Below are 23,984 nucleotides of genomic sequence, written 5' to 3'. Positions count from 1 at the left end.
AACCATGACCACGCAACCCAAAGAAAACTACGTACATGAGTTCTTCCGCATCTTCTTCGCCAACCGCCAGCTGGTGAAACGGGTGTTCCTGGTGTTCGCGGTGATCGCGGTGATTTTACCGCTGGTGCTCAAGCAGAGCTTCGACATCACCGCCGAAGTCATCGTGCAGTCCAAGAAGCTCTCGCAGAGCGACACCACCTCGGCGCTCAGCCAGCAGGCCGACCAGTTCATCCCGCCGTCGCTGGCCGACATGGAGACCGAGAGCAACATCCTTCGCTCGCCGACCCTGATCCGTCAGACCATCGGCGAGCTGCGCAAGGAAGGCCACTATCCGGACGAGCCCGGCCTGCTGCGCCGTACCGTGCTCGACCCGGTGCGCCACGCGGTATTCGACCCGCTGCACCGGCTGTTCGGCAACAGCGTGGCCGATGACCGCGACACCCAGCTCGACACCCTTACCGACCAGGCGGTCAAGGACCTCAAGGTCGAGACCCTGCCCGGCTCCAACGTGATCTCCATCACCTACAGCGCCGACGATCCGAAGCTGGGCACGCTGTTCGTCAGTCGCCTGCTGGAGAACTTCCTGGCCAACCGCCAGGACCTGCAGTCCAACGAGCTGCCCGAAGCGTTCTACGAGCAGAAGAAGCTGCACTACCAGGCCCGCCTGGGCGACCTGGAAAGCCAGCGCCTGGGCCTGCTGACCGCCATCGGCTCGTCGGACCCCAAGGAAGAGATCACCTTCCGGCTGAACGCCATCAACACCGAGGAGCAGGCGCTCAACCTGCAACGTGACCGCCAGTTGCAGAACCAGAAGTGGCTCGACTACCTGCAGAGCAGCCTGGCCGCGGCCAGCAAGGCGAGGATGGCCGACTACGCGTTCCCCTACACCTTCACCACCACGGTCGACAACGTCGCCTTCGAGGACCGCGAGATCAAGCAGCTCGGCGAACAGCTGACCACCCAGCTGGCCCGCTACAACGGCGACGCCACGGTGTTCCAGCCAGGCTCCGACCAGATGGTCATGGCCCGCCAGCAAATCGCCCAGTTGCGCGCGCAGTTCCTCAAGATCGTCGAGAACCGCATCCGCGAGCGCCAGCAGGACCTGGCCGTGACCCAGCAGGTGATCGAGCAGAAGACCCAGCGCATCGCCGACTACAGCAAGCGCATCCTCCAGCTGCGCGAGACCCAGAGCAAGACCCGCCAGCTGGACACCGAGATTGATGCCCTGCACAAGGCCTTCTCCACCTACGCCCAGCGTTACGAGGAAAGCCGCGGCCAGGGCCTGCTCGACGGCAGCCAGTCCAACGCGCGGATCCTCAGCGCCCCCTACGAGCCCACTGCGGCGAGCTTCCCGAAACCTGGCCTGATCATTCCGTTCGGCCTGGTCACCGGCCTGCTGCTGGCGATCGCCGTGGTCTACGTCAGGGAGTTCTTCGACCATCGCTTCAAGCATCCGGCGCAGATCAGCCACGAGCTGGGCCTGCCGGTGCTGCTGGTGATCAACGATCAGGCCCCGGCGCTGCCCAACCCGCACAAGAGCTGGTCGCTGCCACGCCTGTGGCACTGGGTGCGCAATTGAACGCCGCGCTGCACGCCGGCCGGCCGATCCTGCACCTGCTCGGCAGTGGCGGATTCTACGGCGCCGAGCGCATGCTCCTGGACCACTGCCAGGCGACCCCCGGCCAGCATCGGGTGCTGTTTCTCGATGCCCCGGCGGAGCTGGTGGCGCGCTTTCGCGAGGCCGGGGTCGAATGCGACACCTGCCGGGGGCTGGGGGCGGTGCTCAAGGTACTCGGTGCGCAGCGCGGCCAACGTCCGCTGGTCAATAGCCACAACTTCAAGGGCCAGCTGTTCGGCTGGATCGGCGCCACCCTGTGGCGCCTGCCGATGGTCAGCACCCAGCATGGTTTCACCCCGCGCAGCCGCAAGCAGCGCTTCTACACCTGGCTGAGCCTGCAACTGTGCCGCACGCCGACGGTGGACACGGTGGTGTGCGTGGCCGAGAGCATCGCCCGCATCCACCGCGATGCCGGCGTGCCCGAGGCCAAGTTGCGGGTGATTCCCAACGGGTTGCCCGAGCACACCAAGGATGACCTGCCAGGTGGCGTAGGAGCGGGTTTCGTGGGAGCGGGCTTGCCCCGCGATACGCTGTCAGATTTGACATCGCCATCGCGGGGCAAGCCCGCTCCCACGCCAGGACCTCACCACTGCGATAAAAACCCCTGGCTCGCCGCCTACGTCGGCCGCCTGTCCAGCGAAAAAGGCCCCGACCTGTTCCTCGACACCCTGATCCCGGTGTGCCAGCGCCACCCACAGGTCCACGCCGTGATGCTCGGCGAAGGCCCCGAGCGCGACACCCTGCAGGCCCGCATCGACGCCGCCGGTCTCACCGCGCGCATCACCCTGCCGGGCTTCCAGCGCGACATGCGCGCCTGGATGAAACGCCTGGACGCTCTGGTCATCAGCTCGCGCACCGAAGGCACGCCGATGATCCTGCTCGAGGCCATGCAGGACGGCGTGCCAGTGGTGGCCTTCGGCGTCGGCGGCATTCCCGACGTCATCGAGCACGGGCGCAACGGTCTGTTGGCCGCGCCCCTGGCCAGCGCCGAGCTGGGCGCGCACCTCGAGGCCCTGCTTCTGGATCCCGCGCAGGCCGCCGAGCTGGTCGCCGGCGCCCGCCGCACGCAACGCGAACGCTACCACCTGCCGACCCTGGCACAACGTTGGGCCCTGGTGTACCGGGGCACGGCCGAGGAGGTTGTCGCATGATCATTCCCCTGTCGCTGGTGGCCCTGGTGGCCCTGCTGAGCCTGGGGCTGCTGGCCAGCCCCTACCCATTCCTGGCCCCCGGCGGCGTGATCGGCCTGGCCGGCGTACTAGTGCTGTACCGCAAGCCAGCCTGGGGCCTGCTGGCGATCGCCACCCTGGTGCCGTTGGAGGGATTGCTCAAGGACGGCCTGGTGTCCGGCGCCAAGCTAGTGGGCATCGGCCTGGTGCTGATCCTCAGCCTGCAGCTGGCAGTGCGCCAGTTGCCCGGCGAGCGCCTGCGCAGCAACCAATGGCGCCTGCTGCTGCCGTTCATGGCCCTGTACCTGCTGAGCCTGTGGGCCAGCGACGACCTGGCGCTGTCGGGCGGTCACCTGCGCGAGTTGCTGGTGGGCCTGGTGGTGTTCGTCATCACCCTGCTGGTCGGCCGCGACCTCAACCTGCCGATGCTGGCCCGACTGATCACCGTCAGCGTGTGTGTCACCTGCCTGTTCGCGATCTTCTCCACCAAGTACCAGGAACAGGGCCGCGCCTCGGCCATGCTCGACCCCAACGCCTTCGCCCTGCTGATCACCATCGCCATGCCGCTGGGGCTGTGGCTGGCGATCAAGGCCCGGCAGATCCCGGTCAAGCTGTTCTGGGCCGGCAGCTGCCTGTTGCTGCTGGTCGGCATGACCAAGACCGAATCGCGCTCGGGGCTGGTGGTGCTGCTGATCAGCCTGGGCATCGTGCTGTACAACTACCGCGAACAACTGACCCGTATCCGCCCGCGCCACCTGGGCTTCGCCATGCTCGGCCTGGCCATTGTCCTGCCCCTGGGCGTGGCCCTGATGCCGGCGGGCTACGCCGAGCGCATCCAGTCGCTGATGCTGCTCAAGTCCGGGGTCAACGCGCACCAGGACGAATCGCTGGGCCGCCGCGCCTCCTACCTGGTGGTGGGCAAGGAAATGATCAGCCACAGCCCGCTGCTCGGCACCGGGCCCGGCACCTTCCCGCTGCACTATGCCGACACCGGCTTCTCCAAGGCCTTCGCCCCGGTCAACAGCAAGACCACCGACCTCTACCGCCGCGCCCACAACACCTACCTGGAGCTGTTCAGTGAGGTCGGCCTGCCGGCGGGCCTGCTGTTCGTCGGCATGATCTTTCTCGCCCTGCGCAACTTCTGGCAGGCCCGCGCCGCCTACCGCGCGGCCGGCGATGCGGACCGCGCCGACCTGATGACCCACCTGACCATGAGCATGCTGGCCATCGGCCTGTTCCTGATGTTCCTCAGCGCCCCCAGCCACAAGTACCTGTGGCTGATGCTGGCGCTGTCCAGCGTGCTGCTGGGCCAGGCCCGTGAACAACAAACCGTGGAGGTGGCCCGATGAGCCGGGTGAGCATCGTCATCCCGATGTTCAACGAGGCCCGCCATATCGGCCGCACCCTGGACGCCGCCCGGCGCTCGGCCAGCGCGGCGGGCCTGGCCTGCGAGCTGATCGTGGTCGACAACGGCTCCAGCGACGACGGCCCGCGGATCGCCCGCGAGCACGGCGCCCAGGTGCTGACCCTGCCCGGGGTGGCCATCGGCGCCCTGCGCAACGCCGGCGTGGCCGCCAGCCACGGCGAATGGCTGGCCTTCCTCGACGCCGACATCGAGGTGCCCGAGCACTGGCTGGACCTGCTGCTGGACCTGCAGCGCCGCGGCGAAGGCGATGTCTTCGCCCTCGACTGCGACACCCCGCGCCACGCCCCGTGGTTCGCCCAGGCCTGGCAACGGCGCACCTTGCGTACCGGGCAGACGGTGCAGGACTGCACCTGGCTGCCCACCCCCAACCTGCTGATGCGCCGCAGCTGGTTCGAGCAGGTCGGCGGTTTCGACGAGCGCCTGCGCACCGGCGAGGACAAGGACTTCACCTTGCGCCTGCATGAGTCCGGCGCCCGCCTGCGCGTGCTGCGTCAGCCCGCAGTCCTGCACTGGGGCTATGAGGCCAACTGGCGCGAATGGCTGGGCAAGGAGATGTGGCGCCAAGGCAGCCACCTGCAGCTGCTGCGCAGCCATGGCGTGAGCCTGCGCCTGCTGCGCTTCCCGCTACTATCAGTGGGGGCGTGGGTGCTGGACGCCATGGCCCTGTCGGCCCTGCTCGACGGTTTTCCCCATGTGGCGCTGTTCTTCCTGCTGGTCAGCGCCCTGCCCGCGCTGTTCCTGAGCCTGCGCCAGAGCCGCCGCCACCGAGACCCGCTGCTCACCCTGCAACTCTGGGGCCTGCACTGGCTGCGCCTGCACCTGGCCGGCGCGGCGTTCATCCTCAGCCTGTTTAACCGCACCGCAAGGAGGCCCGCCCGTGGCTGAGTTCATCTTCTGGCTATGCCTGTTGCTGCCGTTGTACGCCTGGGTCGGCTATCCCCTGCTGCTGACCCTGGCCGCGCCGTTCTTTGCCCGTCGCACGCATTCGCCGCTGCCGGCGCAGCGGGTGAGCGTGGTGATCGCCGCGCATAACGAAGAGCGACATATCGAAGCCAAGCTCGCCAGCGTGCTCGGCCAGAACTACCCCGCCGCCGAGCTGCAGGTGGTGGTGGCCAGCGACGGCTCCAGCGACCGCACCGTGGCGCTGGCCCGCGCCCTGGGTGACCCGCGGGTGCAGGTGCTCGACCTGCCGCGCCTGGGCAAGGCCGGGGCGCTGAACAGTGCCGTGCAGGTGTGCACGGGCGACCTGCTGGTGTTCACCGACGCCGACAACCAGTGGTCGGCCGACACCCTCGGGCTGCTGCTGGCCCCGTTCGCAGACGCGCAGGTTGGCGGCACCGCCGGGCACATGATCATCCCCGACCCGGGCAAGGGCCTGAGCATCGGCGACAGCCTGTACCGGCACTACGAAGCCTGGGTGCGCAAGGTGGAGAACCGCACTGGCTGCATGGTCTCGGCCGACGGTGCCCTGCTGGCCCTGCGCCGGGCGCTGTACCAACCGATTCCCAAGCAGGTCAACGACGACTTCTTCATCAGCACCTGCGCCCCGGCTGCAGGGCTGCGTATCGTCTACGTGCCCGAGGCGGTGGTGCTGGACCAGGGCGTGGACGAGGCCGACAAGCAGTTCCGCCGCCGCCAGCGGGTCACCGTCGGTGGCCTGCTGAGCCTGGCCGCCCGCCGCGAGCTGCTCAACCCGGCGCGTCACGGCCTGTACGCCATCGCCCTGATCAGCCACAAGCTGATCCGCCGCCTGGCCCCGGTGCTGCTGCTGCCGTTGCTGCTGGCCAACCTGTGGCTGGCCATCGAGCCCGGGTTCTACCGCCTGACCCTGGCCCTGCAGCTGCTCGGCTACGCCGCCGCCATCGCCGGCTTGCTCGACGCCCGCCGCCGCCTGCCGCGCCCGTTCCGCCTGGCCGCCTTCATGCTGGTCACCTTCGCCGGCATGAGCGTGGGCCTGTGGCAGTTCCTGCGCGGGCACAGCTACAGCCAATGGAACCCCGACCAGAATCGATGAGCGACGGACATGCCGATCAAGACCCACATCAAGCAGGCCAGTGGCTGGTTCTATTTCAAGTCGCCGCGTGGCCGCGCCGAACTGCGCGGCGCCGGGGTGATCCTCATGCTGCACCGGGTGCTGGCCGATGACGCCAGCGCCGCCCTGCCCCATCGCAACGAGCTGTGCGTCGGCCCCCGGGCCTTCGAAGGGCTGCTGCGCTGGCTGCCCCGGCATTTCGACTGCGTCAGCCTCATGGACCTGCTCAAGAGCCACGAGGAGCCCCGCGGCGATACCCGCCCCAAGGTGGCCCTGACCTTCGACGACGGCTGGCGCGACAATGCCGTCAACGCCTTCCCGCTGCTGCAACGCCACCAGGTGCCGGCGAGCATCTTCCTGTCCACCGACTACATCGGCAGCCGCCAGCGCTTCTGGTGGGAAAGCGTCGGCGAAACCCTGTGGGGCACCCATGGCGAGGAGGCCCGTCGGCAACTGATCGAGCGCCTGCGCAAGCTTGGCCGGCCACTGCCTGCGGCCTACTTCATGCACGACCACAGCAAGGCCCGCAGCCTGGTGCTGGCGCGCTACCTGCAGACCCTCAAGAGCCTCAGCCCCCAGGCCCTGCATGTGCTGACCGACGCCTGCCCGCCGGAGTCGCTGCCCCAGGCCATGGACTGGCAGCAGGTGCGCGCCCTGGAGGATTCCGGCCTGGTGCGCTTCGGCCCCCATGGCGCCAGCCATGCCCTGCTGCCGTACCTGGATGACCACCGCCTCAACGAAGAGCTGCAACGCAGCCACGCCGCGCTCAACGAAGGCTGCCGCGAACCGCTGCCGGTGTACTGCTACCCCAACGGCGATCACGACGAGCGCGTGCGCGCCCGTGTCGCCGCGCACCGCTACCCCTACGCCCTGAGCACCCGCCCGGGGATCTGCCAGGGCCACGACGACCCGCTGGCGCTGCCGCGCATCGGCGTCAGCCAGCGCAATGCCAGCCGGCCTTCGTTGCTGGCCTGGCGCATCAGCCGCGGAGAACGCTGATGAACCGCAACAGCTACCTGCGCCACCTGGCGCTGAGCATGGGCACCAAGCTTGCGATGATCGCCCTGCGCCTGCTGCGCAACGTACTGCTGGCGCGCATCCTCGGCCCCAGCGAGCGCGGCCTGTTCGCCCTGCTCAGCACCCTGCCCGACCTGCTCAGCGCCGCCACCAGCGGCGGCCTGAACAGCGCGGTCGGCTACCAGGCGGCCAAGCAGCGCGACATGGGCCTGCTGCTGACCCAGGTGCTGGTCTACGGCTGCCTGCTGGCCGGGCTGCTGACGCTGGTCTGCGTGTTGCTGGTGCGCGAGTTCGGCAGCGACCTGGAAATTACCGTGCAGCTGGGCCTGCTGGCCTGGCTGTTGTTGCTGGCGGTGCCGATGACCGTGCTCAAGAGCGGCCTGCTGACCCTGCACAATGCCAGCGGCGGCGTTGGCGCCTTCAACGCCCTGCGCCTGACCGAGTCGCTGGCGCCGCTGCTGCTGTTTCTCGGGCTGTTCTGGATGTGGCGCGACGAGGCCCTGGAGGCCGCGCTGATCAGCTGGCTGTGCGGCATCGCCCTGGTGCTGGTGCTGGGCCTGTGGTGGCTGCGCCGCCAGCACCCGCTGGCCCTGCGCTGGGATCGCGGCGGCCAGCGCGAACTGCTGAGCTACAGCGCCAAGAGTCACCCTGACCTATTGTTCCAGCAGGTGATCCTGCGCTCGGACTACCTGTTCATCGGCGCCATGCTCGGCAGCACCGCCCTGGGCCACTACGCCATGGCCAGCGCCGCCGCCGAACTGCTGCTGATCGTCCCCGAGGCGGTGACCACGCCGCTGATGAAACGCCTGCTGCAACAGGACGCCGGTATGGAACGCCTGACGCCCCTGGCCCTGCGCCTGACCGCCACGGTGATGCTCGGCGCCTGCCTGAGCATGGCGCTGATCGGCCAGTGGCTGATCGTCACCCTGTTCGGCTCCGACTACGCGCCGGCCTATCCGGCGCTGCTGGCCTTGCTGCCGGGCCTGCTCGGCCTGTGCTACGCCAGCATCCTGCGCCTGGACCTGCTGGGCAAGAACCGCCCCGGCACGGTGTCGCTGCTGATGGGCGCGGGCGCCGCGCTGAACCTGGTGCTCAACGTATTGCTGATCCCGACCTGGGGCATCGTCGGCGCCGCGGCGGCCTCGTCCATCGCCTACCTGGCGGTCACCGTGGCCATGCTGGTGCTGTATTGCCGCCTCAGCGGCGTGCCGCTGGGCCAGACCCTGATCATCCTGCCCGCCGACCTGGCGCCGCTGCGCCAGATGCTGCAACGGAGGGCGGCATGAGAGCCCTGCTGCTGTGCACCGCGCTGCTGGCACAGTCGGCGCTCGCCGCGCCCGTGCAATGGGGCGAGATCCGCGATGGCAGCCTGTACCTGCTCCCGGCCCGCGCCGACGAGCTGCGCATCCAGTGGCGCCCGGCCTGGCAGGCCGACGCCAACCCGGAGCGCCTGTACCTGCTGGACGGCCAGGGCCGCCTGACCGGCGAACGGCGCATCGAGGCCGCGCAGGTGCGCGGCGAGCAGCGCTGGCCCCTGGCAGCCGGTGGCGGTACCTATCGCCTGGAAGTGCCCGGCTACAGCTTCCGCGACTACCGCATCCAGCACGATGCCAGTACCCGTGCGCTGTTCGCACCGGCCAAAGTGCACTTCAGCGCCGAGGTCGGGCCGGGTGTCGAGCTGTACTTTCGGGTCAAGGCCGGCGAACGGGCGGTGTTGGCCGGCAAGCACCACGGCGGCGTCCACGGGCTGTTCGCCGAACGTCTCAGCGATGGCCGGCGCGTGCAGTTGCCACTCAAGCCCTACCGCGCCTACTGGCGCTTCGACCAGCTAGCACTGCCCGTCAGCGGCCGCGACGAGACCTGGCGCCTGGGCCTGCAAGGCAGCGGCAAGGCGGCGTTCTGGCTCGACGGCAGCGCCAACCTGTTCGCCCAGCGCGCCGACGACCTCGGTGACCTGCCCCAACAGCAGGGCCAGGTACGCCTGACCCTCGGCACCAAGCTACTCGGCCCCACGCCGAGGCTAGGGGTGGCCCTGCCCTATGTGCTGCCGCCGGCCTCGAGCTTTGCCGCCCTCGACGCCCTGCGCCCCCAGGCCGCCGGTTTCTACAGCTTCGTCGACGTGCTGCAACGCCAACCCGACTTCGAGAATGCCTGGCGCAAGCTCTACCAGGAACGCTTCGGCATCCTCCAGGACATCACCCTGCTGGCCGGCAGCGCCCGGGTCGCCGACCTGCGCAGCGACCGCACCAGCAGCGATGGGCTCGGCGCCTGGCTCGAAGCGACCAAGGCCCTGGGCGGCAAAGGCATCCACTACCTGGCCTTCGCTGACGAGCCCAATCTCAACTACCGCGACTACGCCAGCTATCGTGACTTCTTCCAGGCCATGGCCAAGCGCGTGCGCGAGTATCCGGGCGCCCGCGAGGCCGGTGTGCGCATTGCCATGCCGGCCTCCTCGCGCCTGCTCGGCGGGCCCTTCACCGACGACGGCAAGCAACGCCGCGGCATCGACTGGGCGCGGCGCCTGCTCGCCGAACAGGGTGCGCAGATCGACGCCCTGGCCTGGCACGAATGGATGGTCCGCGACCTGCTCGCCACCCGCAGCTACCGCGACAGCGTGCGCCAGGCCGCCGAGTTGGTGGGTCTGGACAACCAGGGCCGGCCGCGCAAGGCGTTGCTACTGGACCAGACCAACCTGTCCAGCGGCTCAAGCCTCAGCCCCTACGAGCAGAACACCCATTACGCCGGGCTGTGGTGGACCTCGGTGGTGATCAACGCCGCCGGCGACGGCCTGCTCGAGATGCTCAACTGGTTCCATGTCGCCGACGAGCCAGAATGGCCCAAGGGCATGCTGCGCGATGCCGGCGACCAGCGCTACGAGCTCAAGCCGGTGGGCCTGGCCCAGCAGTTCATCCAGCGCCACTGGCTGGACCAGGTACTGACCCTGGACAACGACGCCTTCGAGGTCGACGCCCTGGCCATGGCCCGCCAGCACCAACGTAGCCTGCTGGGGGTGAACAAGGCCGAGCGCCTGCAACAGGTGGCGCTGGTCCTGGGCGACTGCCCGGCCGGCCAGCTCGAACTGTTCGGCCCCGACAACCAGAGCCGCCGCGCCAGCTTCAGCTGCGCCGATGGCCAGGTCCGTTTTCAACTGCCAGGGCAGACCGTATTCGCCCTGACCTGGAGCGCGTCATGAGACGCACCTCGATCAGCCATGCCCAGGAGGCACCATGACTGCATTTGCCAAGATCCAGGATCGCATCAAGCGCAAGGGACTGCGTGACACCCTCGGTAGCGCCTTGCGGCACTACGTCTTCTATCATTGGGAGCTGCTGTGGATGGAGCGCGACCTGGTCAGCCCGGTGCCGCCGCACCGGCTCAAGCCTTACGGCAGCCTGCGCGTCGAGGGCATCACCGTGCATAACGTGCAGGCCTTCGCCCGCCACTTCGGCGACCGGGTCGAGACCATGCGCGAGCTGGCCGCCGAAGGCCACACCGGGCTGATGTTCCTCGACGACGACAACGACGCCGTGGCCTTCATCTGGGGCAGCAGCCGCCACTATCACGACCGCCACTACTACGGCTGCTGGTTCCCGGTCGGACCGGGCGAGTTCTTCGAGTTCGGCGGCGAGCTGATCCGCAAGTACTGGGGCACCGAGCTGTCGGTGGACCTGCAGCTGGCGTTGTGGAAGGCCATGGCCGCCCAGGGCTGCACCAAGGTGGTGGACGTGTGCGAGCAGCACAACATCCCGGCGCTCAAGCTGCACCTGCGCATGGGCTATCAGGAGCAAGGACGGATCATGAACGTGTACTGCCTGTTCGGCCGCTGGAGGTTCTACCGCGAGAGTCGCTACACGACCTCGCGCCTGGAGCCACTGCGCAAACCGGAGGCCCCGGCCTCCTCGGCCACGGCGTGCTGAAGCCATGGCCCTGCAGCTCAGATGGTGCGCCTCGCTGCGCAGCGACGACTTCCCCGCCGCCGACTACGAGGCGCTGCGCCGGCGCCTGCCCGGCAGCACGCCGTTCAACCACCTCGGCTGGCTGCGCGCCGCCGAGGCCGCCCTGCTGCCCGGCCAGCGGCTCGGTGTGCTGCTCGGCTACCAGGACGAACGCCTGTGCCTGTGCCTGCCTCTGGTCCGCGCCCGGGAGCCCTTCGGCCCACTGTTCGCGCCGGTGGTGCGCCACCTGGGCTATCCGCTGAGCGACCGCATCGCGCTGCTCATCGACCTGCCGGCGCTGTACGCCGACCAGGTCCTGCAGGCCATCCGCAAACACCTGCCCCATGCCCTGCTGCAACTGAACGAGGTGCCGGACAACGCCGAGCACGAAGGCTGGCTGCGCCAGTGGGCCGGCGCCAGCTCCACCTGGCAGCAGCGCCTGACCTGCCGCGTGCCGGTGCACCGCATCAACGAACAGGATCGCCAGGAGGTCAGCGGCGATCCGCGCTACAAGCTGCGCCGCGCGCGCAAACGGATCAACGCCTGCGGCGCCAGCGTGCGCCGCGTCATGGCCACGGCCGAGAACATGGGTGAACTGCTCGACGCCATCAGCGCCGTCGAGGCCGTGAGCTGGAAAGGCGACGACGAGGTCGGCATTTTCTCCGTCCCCCTGCGCCGCCAGTGGATGGACCAGGCCTTCACCGCGCTGGCCGGCGAAGGCCTGGTGTGCCTGGTGCTGCTGGAGCTGGACGGGCGCTGCATCAGCTACCGCCTGGGCCTGGTGGAGCGCGGCCGGGTCTACGACTACAACCTCGCCTTCGTGCCCGAACACCGTGACTTGGGCAGCGGCCGCGTGCTCCTGGAGGAGTGGATCCACTGGGGCCTGGATGCGGACTGGAAATGGATCGACGCCTCGCGAGTCAGCCTGGACAACTCCAGCCACCAACTGCACGAACGCATGACCGGCCAGCTCGAACAGTGGCGCCTGAGCAGCTACAGCTGGCGTCCCGACGGCGTGCTGCTGGGCCTGGCGCAGCGCTGCTGGCACTGGCTCAAACCACGCCTGCGCAGGCGCTCGCCGCGCAACGAAGCCGATGTTGTCGCCCCCACCCCGTCACAGGAGCGCCCAGATGCCATCCCAGGTCATAGTCAACGCTGACGATTTCGGCCTCAGTGCCCACACCAACGCGGTCATCCTGCACGCCTTCCAGGCCGGGCTGATCAGCTCGGCCACGGCCATGGCCAACATGCCGGCCTTCGCCACCGCCTGCGCGCTGGCCCAGCAACCGGCGCTCAAGGGACGCATCGGGCTGCACTTCAACCTCACCTACGGCCGTCCGCTGAGCCAGGCAATCCTGGCCGAGCCACGCTTCTGCACGCCCCACGGCGAGTTCGACCTGCGCCTGAAGCAACGCACCCTGCGCCTGTCACGCCGCGAGCGAGCCGCCGTGGAAGCGGAGCTCGAGGCCCAATGGAAACACTGCCTGGATCATGGCCTGATGCCCAGCCACCTGGACTCGCACCAGCACGTGCACAACATCTGGCCGGTGGGCACCGTCGTCGCCCGCTTCGCCCGCGACCAGGGCGTGCCGGTGCGCCTGGCGCGCAACCTGGGGCACAACATCGGGCCGGCCAAGCGCGCGTTCAAGACCCTGCTCAACTGGCGCCTGCGCCAGCTCGCCGGGAGCACCGCCGACTTCGTCTGCACCCCGGCCGACCTCAAGGCCGGCCTGGCCCCCGAGCATGGCGTGCTGGAGCTGGTGGCCCATCCCAGCGCGCTGGGTGGGCATGATTTCGGCGACGCCTACCTGGCCAGCGGCGAATCGCTGCTGGCGCTGGTCGAGCAGCGCCTGGGGCAGGTGCCGCGGGTGGGGTATGCGAGCTTGGGTATGCAGGAGGAGATGAGTTGATGGTGCCGGGTGTTCGACATTGGAGGTGTATTGCCTATCAGATTGAGCGCCGCGCGGGCGGCGCTCGATCTGATAGGCGCCAAACCTGTATCGGCGGACACTCGCCCCCCTGCCACTAACGCCCCGGCGGCCGATGCCGCCGTTCATGGTTGTCGTCCAGCCAGCGGCGCAAAGCCTCAGCCGGCATCGGCCGCCCGAGCAAAAAGCCCTGGCCCTGGTCGCAGCCGGCATGGCGCAGGAAATCGTACTGTTCCTGGGTCTCGATGCCCTCGGCGGTGATGCGAAAACCCAGGGCGTGGCCAAGGTCGATGATCGCCCTGGCGATGGCCACCGCGTCATCGTCCCCGGGCAGGTCCTTGATGAAGGCGCGATCGATCTTCAGGTGATCGATCGGCAACGCGCGCAGGTAGGCCAGCGACGAATAGCCAGTGCCGAAGTCGTCCACCGCCGTGGCCACGCCCATGGCCTGCAACTGCGCCAACACCGCACACGCCTGCTGCTGGCTTTCCATCAGCAGGCTCTCGGTGATCTCCACTTCCAGCAGGTTGGCCGGCAGGCCATGGCGCTCCAGTGCCGAGGCCAGGCTGGTGACGTAGTCGCTGCGCTCGATCTGCAGGGCCGCGACGTTGATCGCCAGCGGCCCGGGCAAGCCGTCGCCGGCGCGCCACTCGGCCAGTTGCGCGCAAGCCAGCTCCAGCACCCGTTCGCCGAGCGGGATGATCAGCCCGGTGCGCTCGGCCAAGGGAATGAATTCCCCCGGCGAGACCAGGCCATGTTCGGGGTCACGCCAGCGCAGCAGGGCCTCGACGCCTTCCAGCTGCCCGCTGAACAGATCGACCTTGGGCTGGTACCACAGCTCGAATTCGTTGTGCTCAAGCGCCCGGCGCAGGTTACGCTCCAGCTCCAGGCGCTGCTGCAGACGCTCGGTCATGTCCGCGTGGTAGGGCCGCCAGGCATCGCGCCCGGCTTCCTTGGCCGCGTACATGGCGGTGTCGGCGTGGCGCAGCAGGCTGTCGGCGTCCTCGCCATGCTGCGGGCACCAGGCCAGGCCGATGCTGCCGGTGACCAGGGCGGCGTTGCCATTGAGGTCGAACGGCCGCTGCAGGCAGCGCAGCAAGGCACGGATCTGGTGGTTCACCTGGCCCTGGGCGCCTTGCAGCATGAACACGAATTCGTCGCCACCCAGGCGGCACAAGCGGTCCTGGCTGTCCAGTTCCTGCAAGAAGCGCGCGGTCGCCTGCTGCAGCAACAGATCGCCCATCGGATGCCCGAGGCTGTCGTTGACCTGCTTGAATCCGTCGATATCGAGCATCAGCACCGCCAGGCCATGCCCTTGCAGGATCGCCGCGCCCAGCTGCTGCTGGAACAGGATCCGGTTGGGCAGCCCGGTGATGGTGTCGTAGTGGGCCAGGCGTTCGAGCTGGGCCTGGTAGCGCTGCAGCTCGCGGTTGCGCTGTTCGAGCAGGCGCTGCTTGCGGTTGAGCTGGGCGACGAACAGGCTGAACAGCCCCGTGCAGCTCAGGGCGAACAGGAACAATGGCGAGCCGAACAGGTCCAGCCCCGACCAGCCGCCCCGTGGCGCCGCCACCAGTTGCCAGACGCCGCCCGGCACTTCCACGGTCATCTTCACCTGCGACGTGTCAAACAGCGTTGGATCGCCCCAGATCAACGCACCCTCGGCGCCCTTGCCGTCGCCGCCCCGCACGGCAACCTCGAACTCGGTATCCGGGCGCAATCCCGCCGTCAGCAGCAAGCGGTCGATATCGGCGACGATCGACACATTGCCCCAATAGAAGCGCACACCGCGCTTGCCAGTGACGAACACCGGACGCCGGTAGATCAGCGCCCGGCCACCCTGGTACAGCTGCAGGGGACCGGCCAGCACCGGCTGGGCCTGGTCGCGGGCCGATCGCACCAGCGGGAACTGATCCGGCAGCTGGCGATAGTCCAGCCCGATCAGCCGCTCGTTGCCCGCCATCGGGTAGACATCGCCGATCACATCCCCCGGCGCCAGTGCGATATGGCGCATGTAGGGGACCGACTGCAAGGCATCGCGGGCCATGCCGTGAAAATGCGCCGAACTGATTTCGCCATCGGCGCTGATCAGCTGGGCGATGCCCTCGGCCTCGCCGAACGCCGCGCCCAACTGGGCTTCCAGCGCGCCGCGCATCCCCGCCAGGCGGGCCGCGAGATTGCCCAGTTGCTCAGTGCGCTCGCGCTGCGCATCCAGGTGCCCCAGGGCGATCGACAGGCCGATACCTACCAGGGCGAGACCGACCGGCAGCAGGCGATTGAGCGATTGGCGCAAGGTCCCGGCTGGGGCTGGCGTGGGGTCTTGTGGGGGCTGGGGAGTGATCATAGGCAGGCGATGGCAGGCAATTACGCAGTTATCGGCGCTGCGCGGCCAATATTGAGGCCAGTTTTACCGGTACAAGCATGTACCACCGCCAGCCCCGACACGGCTGCTCTGATGTGCGCTTTGCAAGGAGCCACAGATGACAGCCCCCAATCCACACCACACCCTTCTGCAACGCCGACTGCCCGCCTGGGCACGGGAGGCCGGTGCCGAACACTGGCAACGACTCAGCGACGCCATCCTGCCGGTACAGGGCCTGCCCGGGGCCGTGGCGGCCTGGTTCGCCAATGCCGCGCCCCACCTGCGCGAGGCGGTCGAGGCCAGCCAGGCGCGCCTGATGCATGCGCAGCGCGCATTGGCAAAGCACCTGCGTGGCCTGAAGAACATCAACGAATTCGCCGAGCCCCTGCTTGCCGAGCGCCTGCGCACGCAGCACAAATTCAGTGCACCGTTGCGCAGCACATCGCTGGTCTGGGTGAAGCATCTCTACAGTTTTCAGGTCTACCTCACCCAGCACGAACACCGCAGCCTGCTCGAAGCGGCCCTGCGCAACTTCAGCGACGCCGTGACCTTCAACCGCGACAGCGCCCTCGCCCTGGACAGCGACTGGCAGGTCAACCAGACCATGGTCACCGGCAAGACGACCCTGGGCGACAGCGAAACCGAAGTCGACATCGACCTGTCCTCGGAGCAGATCCGGATCAAGCCCCTGGCGCTGTCACCCGAGGTTTTCGCCAGGACCTGTCGCGAACTGGACCTCGGCCAGGCTTACCAGGATCACCTCGATACCACCTTCGCCGCACCTGGCGTGCGCCCGGCGGCGCTGCGCGTTCACCAGGACAGCCTGCGTCTGGCGGCTGACCTGGCCCGCGCGCGCAACCAGCTCAGTGGTGCGGGATGGGATGCGCTGCAGACCTTGCTGGAGAATGGCAAAGCATTGCCCTGCAGCCAACTGAGCCTGTTCGGCATCACCCTGCACGAGGCGACCCTGATCGATACCGGCACTTCAGCTATCGTGTTGTACCTGCCGGGACAGACAGACAGCCTGCGCGCCTTCGACAACCTCGAAGCGCTGCATCGCCAGTTGCGCAGCGACTTGCAGCAAGAGCCGTTTCGCCAAGGTTTCATGGCTTATGTACCAAGCGAGCAGCAGGGCCAGCTCGCCAGCCGCCTGCGCCAGAATGCCGGTGGCGACCTGCGCTTGCGCACCCTGCCCATCGCCGCAGACCTGTACATATTTTTCCACGACGACCACCTGGCACGCCTGAAGCACGAAGCCCGACACCTGGCCGTGCCCACTGCGCAAGCCGACGAACAGGCGCTCAAGGCGCGCAAAGCCCTCTGGGAAAGTGCCGGCCTCGACATGCTGATGATCGCCGGCCTGTTCGTCCCCGCCTTGGGCACGGTCATGACCGCGGTGATTGCCTACCAACTGCTGGATGAAGCCTACGAAGGCTATGAATCCTGGCAGGTCGGTGACCGCGAGCAAGCCATGGCCCACCTCAAGTCGGTGGGCCTCAACCTGGCGTTGATCGGCGGATTGCACCTGGCAGGCAAGGCCGTGTCACGCCTGGCCAGCAGCCCGTTGATGGAGAGCCTCGAACCCGTCACCCTCGAAGACGGCAGCCAGCGCCTGCGGCGCGCCGATCAGCGTGACGAGAGCGTCCTGAAGAACGCCCTGAAGGGGCTGTATCTTCCCGAGCAAGCCAGCCTGCTGAGCGAGCGACTGATCATCAATGCGATGCCGCGACTGCCCGGCTGGCCGGAGCATCTGCGTCTCGAGCTGCGGGCGGCTTCGCCCCAGGGTCCGCTGCTGCTGGCCTCCGGCGCCAGGGACAGCAGCCGCGCCTGCACCGTGCTCAAGTCAGCCGACGGCTATGAAGCCTACCTCGGAGAGCGACCGGCCCCGCTTCACCAGGACCACGACCTCTGCCGCGCTGTCATGCAGGCACTGCCTGCCGATGACCGTGCGGCCCTTGGACTGAAGACCACCAGCGTCGGTGAGCTGCGCCAGCGGATCCACGATCTGGCCCTGTCGAGCCGTGACATGGCCAGTCGCCTGCTGGAGAACCCGGCGCCGGGCTGGAGCAGTCAAGGCCTACTGCGCGGCGGCCTGGGCGCGCCTGCCCTTGCCGCGCAACGCATCGACGTCGGCGCGCTCTTGCGCCGCTACCGGGCGCTCTACCCCGAGTCCGTCGATTTCCAGGTCAACGAACAACTGACCCAATGGTTCGAAGCCGGCCTGGATCCGGCGCAGCAGCTCGCCGAACTGGAGCGGCAACTGCTTACGTTCCGCGACCAGGTGCGTGCCTGGGCAGGCGAAAACCCATTGCGCCAGGCCGCCGCACGCCGACTGGTGAGCAACTGGCAACGGATCTCGGAGTACTCAGAGGAAGAAGGCCGGGTCATCCACCTGATCAGCCTCGCCGACCTGGCCCTGACCCACCAGGACCTGGCCTCGCTGGCGCTACCTGATCGCTTCACCCATATCCAGCGCATCGACCTGACCGCCAACCCCGCCCTGAGCGAACTGCCCGCGGAGTTCCTCGAACGGTTTCCCCACTTGCAACGCCTGCACCTGATGAACTGCGGCTTCGAGCAAATACCAGCGGTCGCCGTGCCGCACTCACTGGAATGGCTGGATATGCAAGGCAACAGCATCCTCTGGAACGACGCCAACCAGGTTGCCCTGGATCGCCTCGACAATCTTCGCCTGCTCGACCTGTCGCACAACCCGCTGGCCCGCAGCCCTGACCTGAGCCGCCTGGCCGCGCTGGACATGCTCAACCTCAACACCTGCGAACTGGCGGACTGGCCAGCCGGCATCCGCAACGATGCCGACTGGCGACCCATCATTTTCGATCTGCGCGATAACCGGTTCACTCATTTGCCGGACGACCTGCGTTTGTCGCGGGTGGCGGGCCAGGCCCTGTGGCTGGAGAGCGCCGAACTCAGCGAGCGCGTCAGCCAGCAGATCCAGGCCTACTACGAGCGCGATGGCGTCGACCTGCTGGTGGCCGACGCGGAGTACGAAGACATGCTGGAGGACACCAATGTCGACGACTGGAGCATCTGGAACACCCTGCCGCTGCAATATCGCCGCGACCTGCGCGGGCTGCAGGACCTGCCGGACTACACTCACGCGCAGCTGTGGCAGCGCCTGCGCACGTTCGCCGACCCACGGGCCATGGACTATGGCCTGTCGATCGGCGCGATGCGGCTGATGGACGCCGAGGTGTTCCCGCCGCCCTTCGAGGAATGACCGCGAGCGGCTGCGCCGGGGTGGCAATTTTCAGCCGGTCGGCGCATGCTCGCAAGCTGAAGCGTTTCATCATCCGGATTTGAGAGGTGCAGTACCCATGGACCGTCTGCTCGATTCGCTGTTTCCCGCCCCCGAGGACATCCCCGAAGCCTGGCGCCTGGGTGCGCCGCTGGAGCAACGCGACTACCTGGTCGGCGGCGAGCTGCGCCGCTGGGACGGGCCGCTGGCCACCGTGCACAGCCCGGTGTGGCTCAAGGAAGGCGACAGCGAACGCCAGGTGATCCTCGGCAGCGCGCCGCTGCTGGACGCCGACACCGCGCTGACCGCCCTCGACGCGGCCGTGGCCGCCTACGACAAGGGCCGCGGTGCCTGGCCGAACATGCGCGTGGCCGAGCGCATCCAGCATGTCGAGGCTTTCCTGGCGCGCATGCGCGAGCAGCGCACGGCGGTGGTCAAGCTGCTGATGTGGGAGATCGGCAAGAACCTCAAGGACTCGGAAAAAGAGTTCGACCGCACCTGCGACTACATCGTCGACACCATCGACGCGCTCAAGGACCTCGACCGCCGCTCCAGCCGCTTCGAGCTCGAACAGGGCACCCTCGGCCAGATCCGCCGGGCGCCGTTGGGCGTGGCGCTGTGCATGGGCCCGTACAACTACCCGCTCAACGAAACCTTCACCACGCTCATCCCGGCGCTGATCATGGGCAACACCGTGGTATTCAAGCCGGCCAAGTTCGGCGTGCTGCTGATCCGCCCGCTGCTCGAGGCCTTCCGCGACAGCTTCCCGCCGGGGGTGATCAACGTCATCTACGGGCGTGGCCGCGAGACCGTCAGCGCGCTGATGGCCAGCGGCAAGGTCGATGTGTTCGCCTTCATCGGTACCCACAAGGCCGCCAGCGACCTGAAGAAACTCCACCCGCGTCCGCACCGCCTGCGCGCGGCCCTGGGCCTGGATGCCAAGAACCCCGGCATCGTCCTGCCCCAGGTCGACCTGGACAACGCCGTCGAAGAGGCCGTTACCGGCGCCCTGTCGTTCAACGGCCAGCGTTGCACGGCGTTGAAGATCCTGTTCGTGCACGAAGACGTGGTCGATGCGTTCCTCGACAAGTTCCAGCGCAAGCTCGCCGCGCTCAAGCCGGGCATGCCCTGGGAGCCGGGCGTTGCGCTGACGCCGCTGCCGGAGCCGGGTAAGGTCGACTACCTCGGCGGCCTGGTGGCCGACGCCACCGCCAAGGGTGCGCGGGTACTCAACGAAGGCGGTGGGCACAGCCGCGGCTCGTTCTTCTACCCCGCCCTGCTCTATCCGGTCAGCCAGGACATGCGTGTCTACCACGAGGAACAGTTCGGCCCACTGGTGCCGGTGGTGCCCTACCGCGACCTGCAGACGGTGATCGACTACGTGCTCGACTCCGACTACGGCCAGCAGCTGAGCCTGTTCGGCAACGACCCCGAGACCGTCGGCGCGCTGGTCGACACCTTCGCCAACCAGGTCGGCCGGATCAACCTTAACGCCCAGTGCCAGCGCGGGCCGGACACCTACCCGTTCAACGGCCGCAAGAACAGCGCCGAGGGGACCTTGTCGGTGCATGATGCATTGCGGGTGTTCTCCATCCGTACTTTGGTGGCGACCAAGTTCCAGGAGGCGAACAAGGAGCTGATCAGCGAGATCATCCGTAACCGGCAGTCGAGCTTCCTGACGACCGATTACATCTTCTGATCACCACACACTCCCCCTGTAGGAGCGGCCTTGTGTCGCGAAAGGGGCGCGCAGCGGCCCCAGGTTTTCAGCGTTGACGCGTCAATTGCCGGGGCTGCTGCGCAGCCCTTTCGCGACACAAGGCCGCTCCTACACCGACCGCATCAGTCACAAAACATTTTTTTTATAGACAATCGATATAACGCGATTGTCGATTTTCCATCCGCCTAGACGACTCTAATCACCAGGCTGTTGCAAACAACAACCCACGTGAAAGGAGTTTACGAAAATGGCAGTCAAACCTATCCCCGAAGGCCAGCGCAGCATCACCCCCTACCTCGGCATCAGGGAGGCCGCCAAGGCCATCGAATTCTACAAGCAGGCCTTCGGCGCCATCGAGATGTTCCGCCTCGAAGGCCCTGACGGCAGCGTCGGCCATGCCGAACTGAAAATCGGTGACTCGTCGCTGATGCTCGGCTCACCCTGTGACATGGAGGGCGGCCTCAAGCCCAGCGAGGATATCAAGGCCCCGGGGGTCGGCCTGCACCTGTATGTCGAGGACTGCGACAAAGTCTATGCCCAGGCCCTGCGTGCTGGCGCGACACAAGTGCGCGAAGTGCAGGACCAGTTCTACGGCGACCGCAGCGGCACCCTGATGGATCCGTTCAACAACCTGTGGTTCGTCTCCACCCACAAGGAAGACCTCACCCCCGAGGAAATCCGCGCCCGCGCCGCCAAGCTGTTCGGCGGCCAATGAGCGGCAGGCTCCAGGCCGCAAGCTTCAAGTTGAAAGCCGCCGCGCTTTGCTGGAAGCTTGAGGCTTGTAGCTTGGAGCTGCCTCTCAATGCGTATCATCGAAAAATCCGGCGCGCAGGTGCGCAGCCTGACCCTGGCCGAAGAGGAACTGCTGGCCAGCTTCGCCACCGGCACCCTGGCCGGCCCCCGCCTGCTGCAGGCCAACCAGTGGCTGATGAAAGTGCGCAGCGCCAACCAATGGTTGGCCTGCGATTGCCGCCAGGACGCCCTGCCGGTGCTCAACGTGTCGCTGAACGGCAACACCGGCACCCTGTTCCTGCGCAACAATCCCGACACCCCCGAACACACCCCGGGCTGCCCGTTCAGCAAGGATGAGCGCGAGACCGGCGCAAGCGCCGAGGACAACACGCCTCCCGCGGCCTGGCTGGCGCCGGATGCGCCGTTGCGGCTGCTCGGCGACTACCGCCGTGCCAGTGATGGCGAAGCGGCCGCCGGACCACGCGACCCCGGCGAGCGCCGCGAGCAGCAACGCCTGCTGTCGCTGCTGCTGACCTGGATCGAGGCCAGCGGCCTGAACGTCTACGCCACCCACCTGAAGAAGGACCTCACCGCCCAGTTCGCCGAGCTGCGCGGCGTCGCCGGGCGCTACCCGTTGCTGGAACGAGTGCCGGCCAGCAACTACCTGGAAACGCGCCTGGACATGAAGCACATGATGATGCTCAAGGCGCGCCTGCGCGAGGCCACGGTGTTCGGCAACCATCGCCGGCATGGCCTGCTGCTCGACTGCGTCGACCAGATCAAGGGCCGCAAGCTGTTCAACAACCGCAGCGAGGACGGCTTCGACTTCCAGGGCCATCACCACTACTGGGGCGGCAACCGCGCTTCAGGCCCCTTGCTGGCCCTGGCGCTGTACTCGCCGGCCACCGCCGGCAGCCATTTCTACGAACTGATCCATGTCGCCAGCGTGCCGGTGCTGTCACGTGGGCACCTGTTCCCGGTGTACCGCGACGAAGAGCGCGAACCGCTCAAGGCGCTGGTGTCGCTGATCGACTGGATGGCGAGCAAGGGCGTGAAGGTGTTGATGCGCCGCCCGGTGATCGGCGGCCAGGTGATGGACGAACTGGTGCTGACCTCGGACCAGGACCGGGTGCTGTCGGTGTCGTTGCTGGAGCAGCCGATCGGGCCGGAGCCGGATGCCGAGAACTTCAAGCGCTACGCCGACTTCAAGAGCCTGGAGACCTTCCGCAAGTACGTGGCTGGGTTCTTCATGCGCGAACGCTGAGCAAGCCCCACAAGGGCCGATTTTCACGGCCCTTGTGAGAGCTGGCTTGTGTGGGAGCGGGCTTGCCCCGCGATGACTCGACCAGGCTAGAACGCCGCCTTGAAGATAGCCTCGATCTCCACCTGGCTGGCCACCCGCGGATTGGTCAACCCACAGGCATCCTTCAAGGCATTGGCCGCCAGCACCGGCACATCCTCGACCTTGGCCCCCAGCTCCGCCAGCCCGGCCGGGATGCCGATGGCCGCCGCCAGGTGCTCGATGGCCGAGATCGCCGCCCCGGCGCCCTGCTCCGCGTCCAGCCCGCAGACCTTCACCCCCATGGCCTTGGCCACGTCGCGCAGGCGCGAGGCGCTGACCTTGGCGTTGAAGCGCTGCACATGGGGCAGCAGCACCGCGTTGCATACACCATGGGGCAGGTCGTAGAAGCCACCCAGCTGGTGCGCCATGGCGTGCACATAGCCCAGCGAGGCATTGTTGAACGCCATGCCCGCCAGGAACTGGGCATAGGCCATGTTCTCCCGCGCCACCAGGTCGCCGCCGTCGGCGACGGCCTGGCGCAGGTTGTCGCTGATCAGGCTGACGGCCTTGAGCGCGCAGGCGTCGGTGATCGGCGTGGCGGCGGTGGAGACATACGCCTCGATGGCATGGGTCAGTGCGTCCATGCCGGTGGCAGCGGTGAGGCCCTTGGGCATGCCGACCATCAGCGCGGGGTCGTTGACCGACAGGATCGGCGTGACGTTGCGATCGACGATGGCCATTTTCACGTGGCGCGCCTCGTCGGTGATGATGCAGAAGCGGGTCATCTCGCTGGCCGTGCCCGCCGTGGTATTGATCGCGATCAGCGGCAGCTGCGGCCTGGCCGAGCGATCCACGCCTTCGTAGTCGCTGATATGCCCACCGTTGGTGGCGCACAGGGCGATGCCCTTGGCGCAGTCATGGGGTGAGCCGCCCCCCAGCGAGACCACGCAGTCGCAGCCCTCGCGACGCAGCATCGCCAGGCCCGCCTCGACGTTGGCGATGCTCGGGTTGGGCTTGGCGCCGTCGAACACCCGCGAATCGATGTCGCGCATGGCCAGCATCCCGGCGATGCGCTCGGCGACGCCGGCCTTGGCCAACCCGGCATCAGTGACGATCAATGCCTTGCGCAGGCCATAGCCGGCGATCGCGGTCATCGCCTCGTCCAGGCAGTCGATGCCCATGATGTTCACGGCGGGGATGAAGAACGTGCTGCTCATGGCCGGATCCTCTCAAGCTGACGGTAGGTTTTCAGCATCCGCCGGAATGGGCGTGGAGGCGTTGATCCAGGGCAAGACTGATGCGGGCCGGGGTTCGAAAAACGAATCTAGTTGTATCCGGCCGGACTCTTTCACCAAGTAGTAACAATTAATAAAACACCAACTAAGAAACATCCTACAAACCCACCAAAATAAGAACGCAAAGTTTATTTAATTATTTTAAACATCGTTCTAGCCTAGGCCTTCGTCTTTGCCAGGGGCATTTTCTTGCTCGCCATTTACAGGGTCCT

At 67.4% G+C, this 23,984-nt stretch carries 17 protein-coding genes; 15 read left to right on the top strand and 2 right to left on the bottom strand.

What is annotated here, in order from left to right; genetic code table 11:
* Positions 1-4: 4 nt before the first annotated feature.
* The 11 genes from ACZ899_RS05325 to ACZ899_RS05275 are packed head-to-tail and all read left to right on the top strand — an operon-like array spanning position 5 to position 13,107.
* On the top strand, positions 5-1,579 hold the full coding sequence (locus ACZ899_RS05325; protein WP_203646318.1) for a GumC family protein: 1,575 nt from the start codon (positions 5-7) through the stop codon (positions 1,577-1,579).
* A complete protein-coding gene (locus ACZ899_RS05320; RefSeq protein WP_234561476.1) occupies positions 1,576-2,769 on the top strand; it encodes a glycosyltransferase family 4 protein in 1,194 nt (397 codons plus the stop codon). Before ACZ899_RS05325 ends, ACZ899_RS05320 begins: the two co-directional genes overlap by 4 nt.
* Complete coding sequence (locus ACZ899_RS05315) at positions 2,766-4,136, top strand: O-antigen ligase family protein (RefSeq protein ID WP_234561475.1); 1,371 nt, start codon at positions 2,766-2,768, stop codon at positions 4,134-4,136. The genes ACZ899_RS05320 and ACZ899_RS05315 overlap by 4 nt, the downstream gene beginning before the upstream one ends.
* Complete coding sequence (locus tag ACZ899_RS05310) at positions 4,133-5,098, top strand: glycosyltransferase family 2 protein (RefSeq protein WP_203646314.1); 966 nt, start codon at positions 4,133-4,135, stop codon at positions 5,096-5,098. The genes ACZ899_RS05315 and ACZ899_RS05310 overlap by 4 nt, the downstream gene beginning before the upstream one ends.
* Complete coding sequence (locus ACZ899_RS05305) at positions 5,091-6,227, top strand: glycosyltransferase family 2 protein (RefSeq protein ID WP_234561474.1); 1,137 nt, start codon at positions 5,091-5,093, stop codon at positions 6,225-6,227. The genes ACZ899_RS05310 and ACZ899_RS05305 overlap by 8 nt, the downstream gene beginning before the upstream one ends.
* Before the next feature lie 9 nt (positions 6,228-6,236).
* Positions 6,237-7,244, top strand: coding sequence for a polysaccharide deacetylase family protein (locus ACZ899_RS05300; RefSeq protein ID WP_232856944.1), 1,008 nt, complete (start codon positions 6,237-6,239; stop codon positions 7,242-7,244).
* Entirely contained in the window at positions 7,244-8,548 is a 1,305-nt protein-coding gene (locus ACZ899_RS05295; protein WP_234561473.1) for a lipopolysaccharide biosynthesis protein, read from the top strand. Before ACZ899_RS05300 ends, ACZ899_RS05295 begins: the two co-directional genes overlap by 1 nt.
* Positions 8,545-10,455, top strand: coding sequence for a hypothetical protein (locus ACZ899_RS05290; RefSeq protein ID WP_234561472.1), 1,911 nt, complete (start codon positions 8,545-8,547; stop codon positions 10,453-10,455). The genes ACZ899_RS05295 and ACZ899_RS05290 overlap by 4 nt, the downstream gene beginning before the upstream one ends.
* A 34-nt stretch (positions 10,456-10,489) precedes the next feature.
* Positions 10,490-11,179, top strand: coding sequence for a GNAT family N-acetyltransferase (locus ACZ899_RS05285; protein WP_234561471.1), 690 nt, complete (start codon positions 10,490-10,492; stop codon positions 11,177-11,179).
* A 4-nt stretch (positions 11,180-11,183) separates the two neighbouring features.
* The gene (locus tag ACZ899_RS05280; protein WP_234561470.1) at positions 11,184-12,356 is read left to right on the top strand and encodes a GNAT family N-acetyltransferase; all 1,173 of its coding nucleotides are present in this window, start codon (positions 11,184-11,186) and stop codon (positions 12,354-12,356) included.
* Positions 12,328-13,107, top strand: a complete 780-nt coding sequence (locus ACZ899_RS05275; protein WP_234561469.1) for a ChbG/HpnK family deacetylase — start codon at positions 12,328-12,330, stop codon at positions 13,105-13,107. Before ACZ899_RS05280 ends, ACZ899_RS05275 begins: the two co-directional genes overlap by 29 nt.
* A gap of 115 nt (positions 13,108-13,222) precedes the next feature.
* Here the strand turns inward: ACZ899_RS05275 and ACZ899_RS05270 are convergent, their stop codons facing one another.
* Positions 13,223-15,466 carry a putative bifunctional diguanylate cyclase/phosphodiesterase gene (locus ACZ899_RS05270; RefSeq protein WP_442799971.1) on the bottom strand — a complete coding sequence of 748 codons (2,244 nt, stop codon included), beginning with the start codon at positions 15,464-15,466 and terminating at the stop codon, positions 13,223-13,225.
* A gap of 136 nt (positions 15,467-15,602) precedes the next feature.
* On the opposite strand from ACZ899_RS05270, the gene ACZ899_RS05265 reads away from it, so the two are divergent.
* The 4 genes from ACZ899_RS05265 to ACZ899_RS05250 all read left to right on the top strand — a co-directional run bounded on the left by ACZ899_RS05265 (position 15,603) and on the right by ACZ899_RS05250 (position 22,459).
* Complete coding sequence (locus ACZ899_RS05265) at positions 15,603-18,725, top strand: dermonecrotic toxin domain-containing protein (protein WP_234561468.1); 3,123 nt, start codon at positions 15,603-15,605, stop codon at positions 18,723-18,725.
* Positions 18,726-18,822: 97 nt separating this feature from the next.
* The gene (locus ACZ899_RS05260; RefSeq protein WP_234561467.1) at positions 18,823-20,442 is read left to right on the top strand and encodes an NADP-dependent glyceraldehyde-3-phosphate dehydrogenase; all 1,620 of its coding nucleotides are present in this window, start codon (positions 18,823-18,825) and stop codon (positions 20,440-20,442) included.
* Positions 20,443-20,710: 268 nt separating this feature from the next.
* Entirely contained in the window at positions 20,711-21,178 is a 468-nt protein-coding gene (locus ACZ899_RS05255) for a VOC family protein (RefSeq protein WP_234561466.1), read from the top strand.
* A gap of 87 nt (positions 21,179-21,265) precedes the next feature.
* Positions 21,266-22,459, top strand: coding sequence for a DUF1173 domain-containing protein (locus ACZ899_RS05250; RefSeq protein WP_234561465.1), 1,194 nt, complete (start codon positions 21,266-21,268; stop codon positions 22,457-22,459).
* Positions 22,460-22,545: 86 nt separating this feature from the next.
* Here ACZ899_RS05250 and yiaY read toward each other — a convergent pair whose 3' ends face one another.
* Complete coding sequence (gene yiaY, locus ACZ899_RS05245; protein WP_186715001.1) at positions 22,546-23,694, bottom strand: L-threonine dehydrogenase; 1,149 nt, start codon at positions 23,692-23,694, stop codon at positions 22,546-22,548.
* Between the last annotated feature and the right edge of the window lie 290 nt (positions 23,695-23,984).

The organism is Pseudomonas sp. TE31087 (genome assembly GCF_057284075.1).
This window is presented reverse-complemented; position numbering and strand designations above follow the sequence as displayed.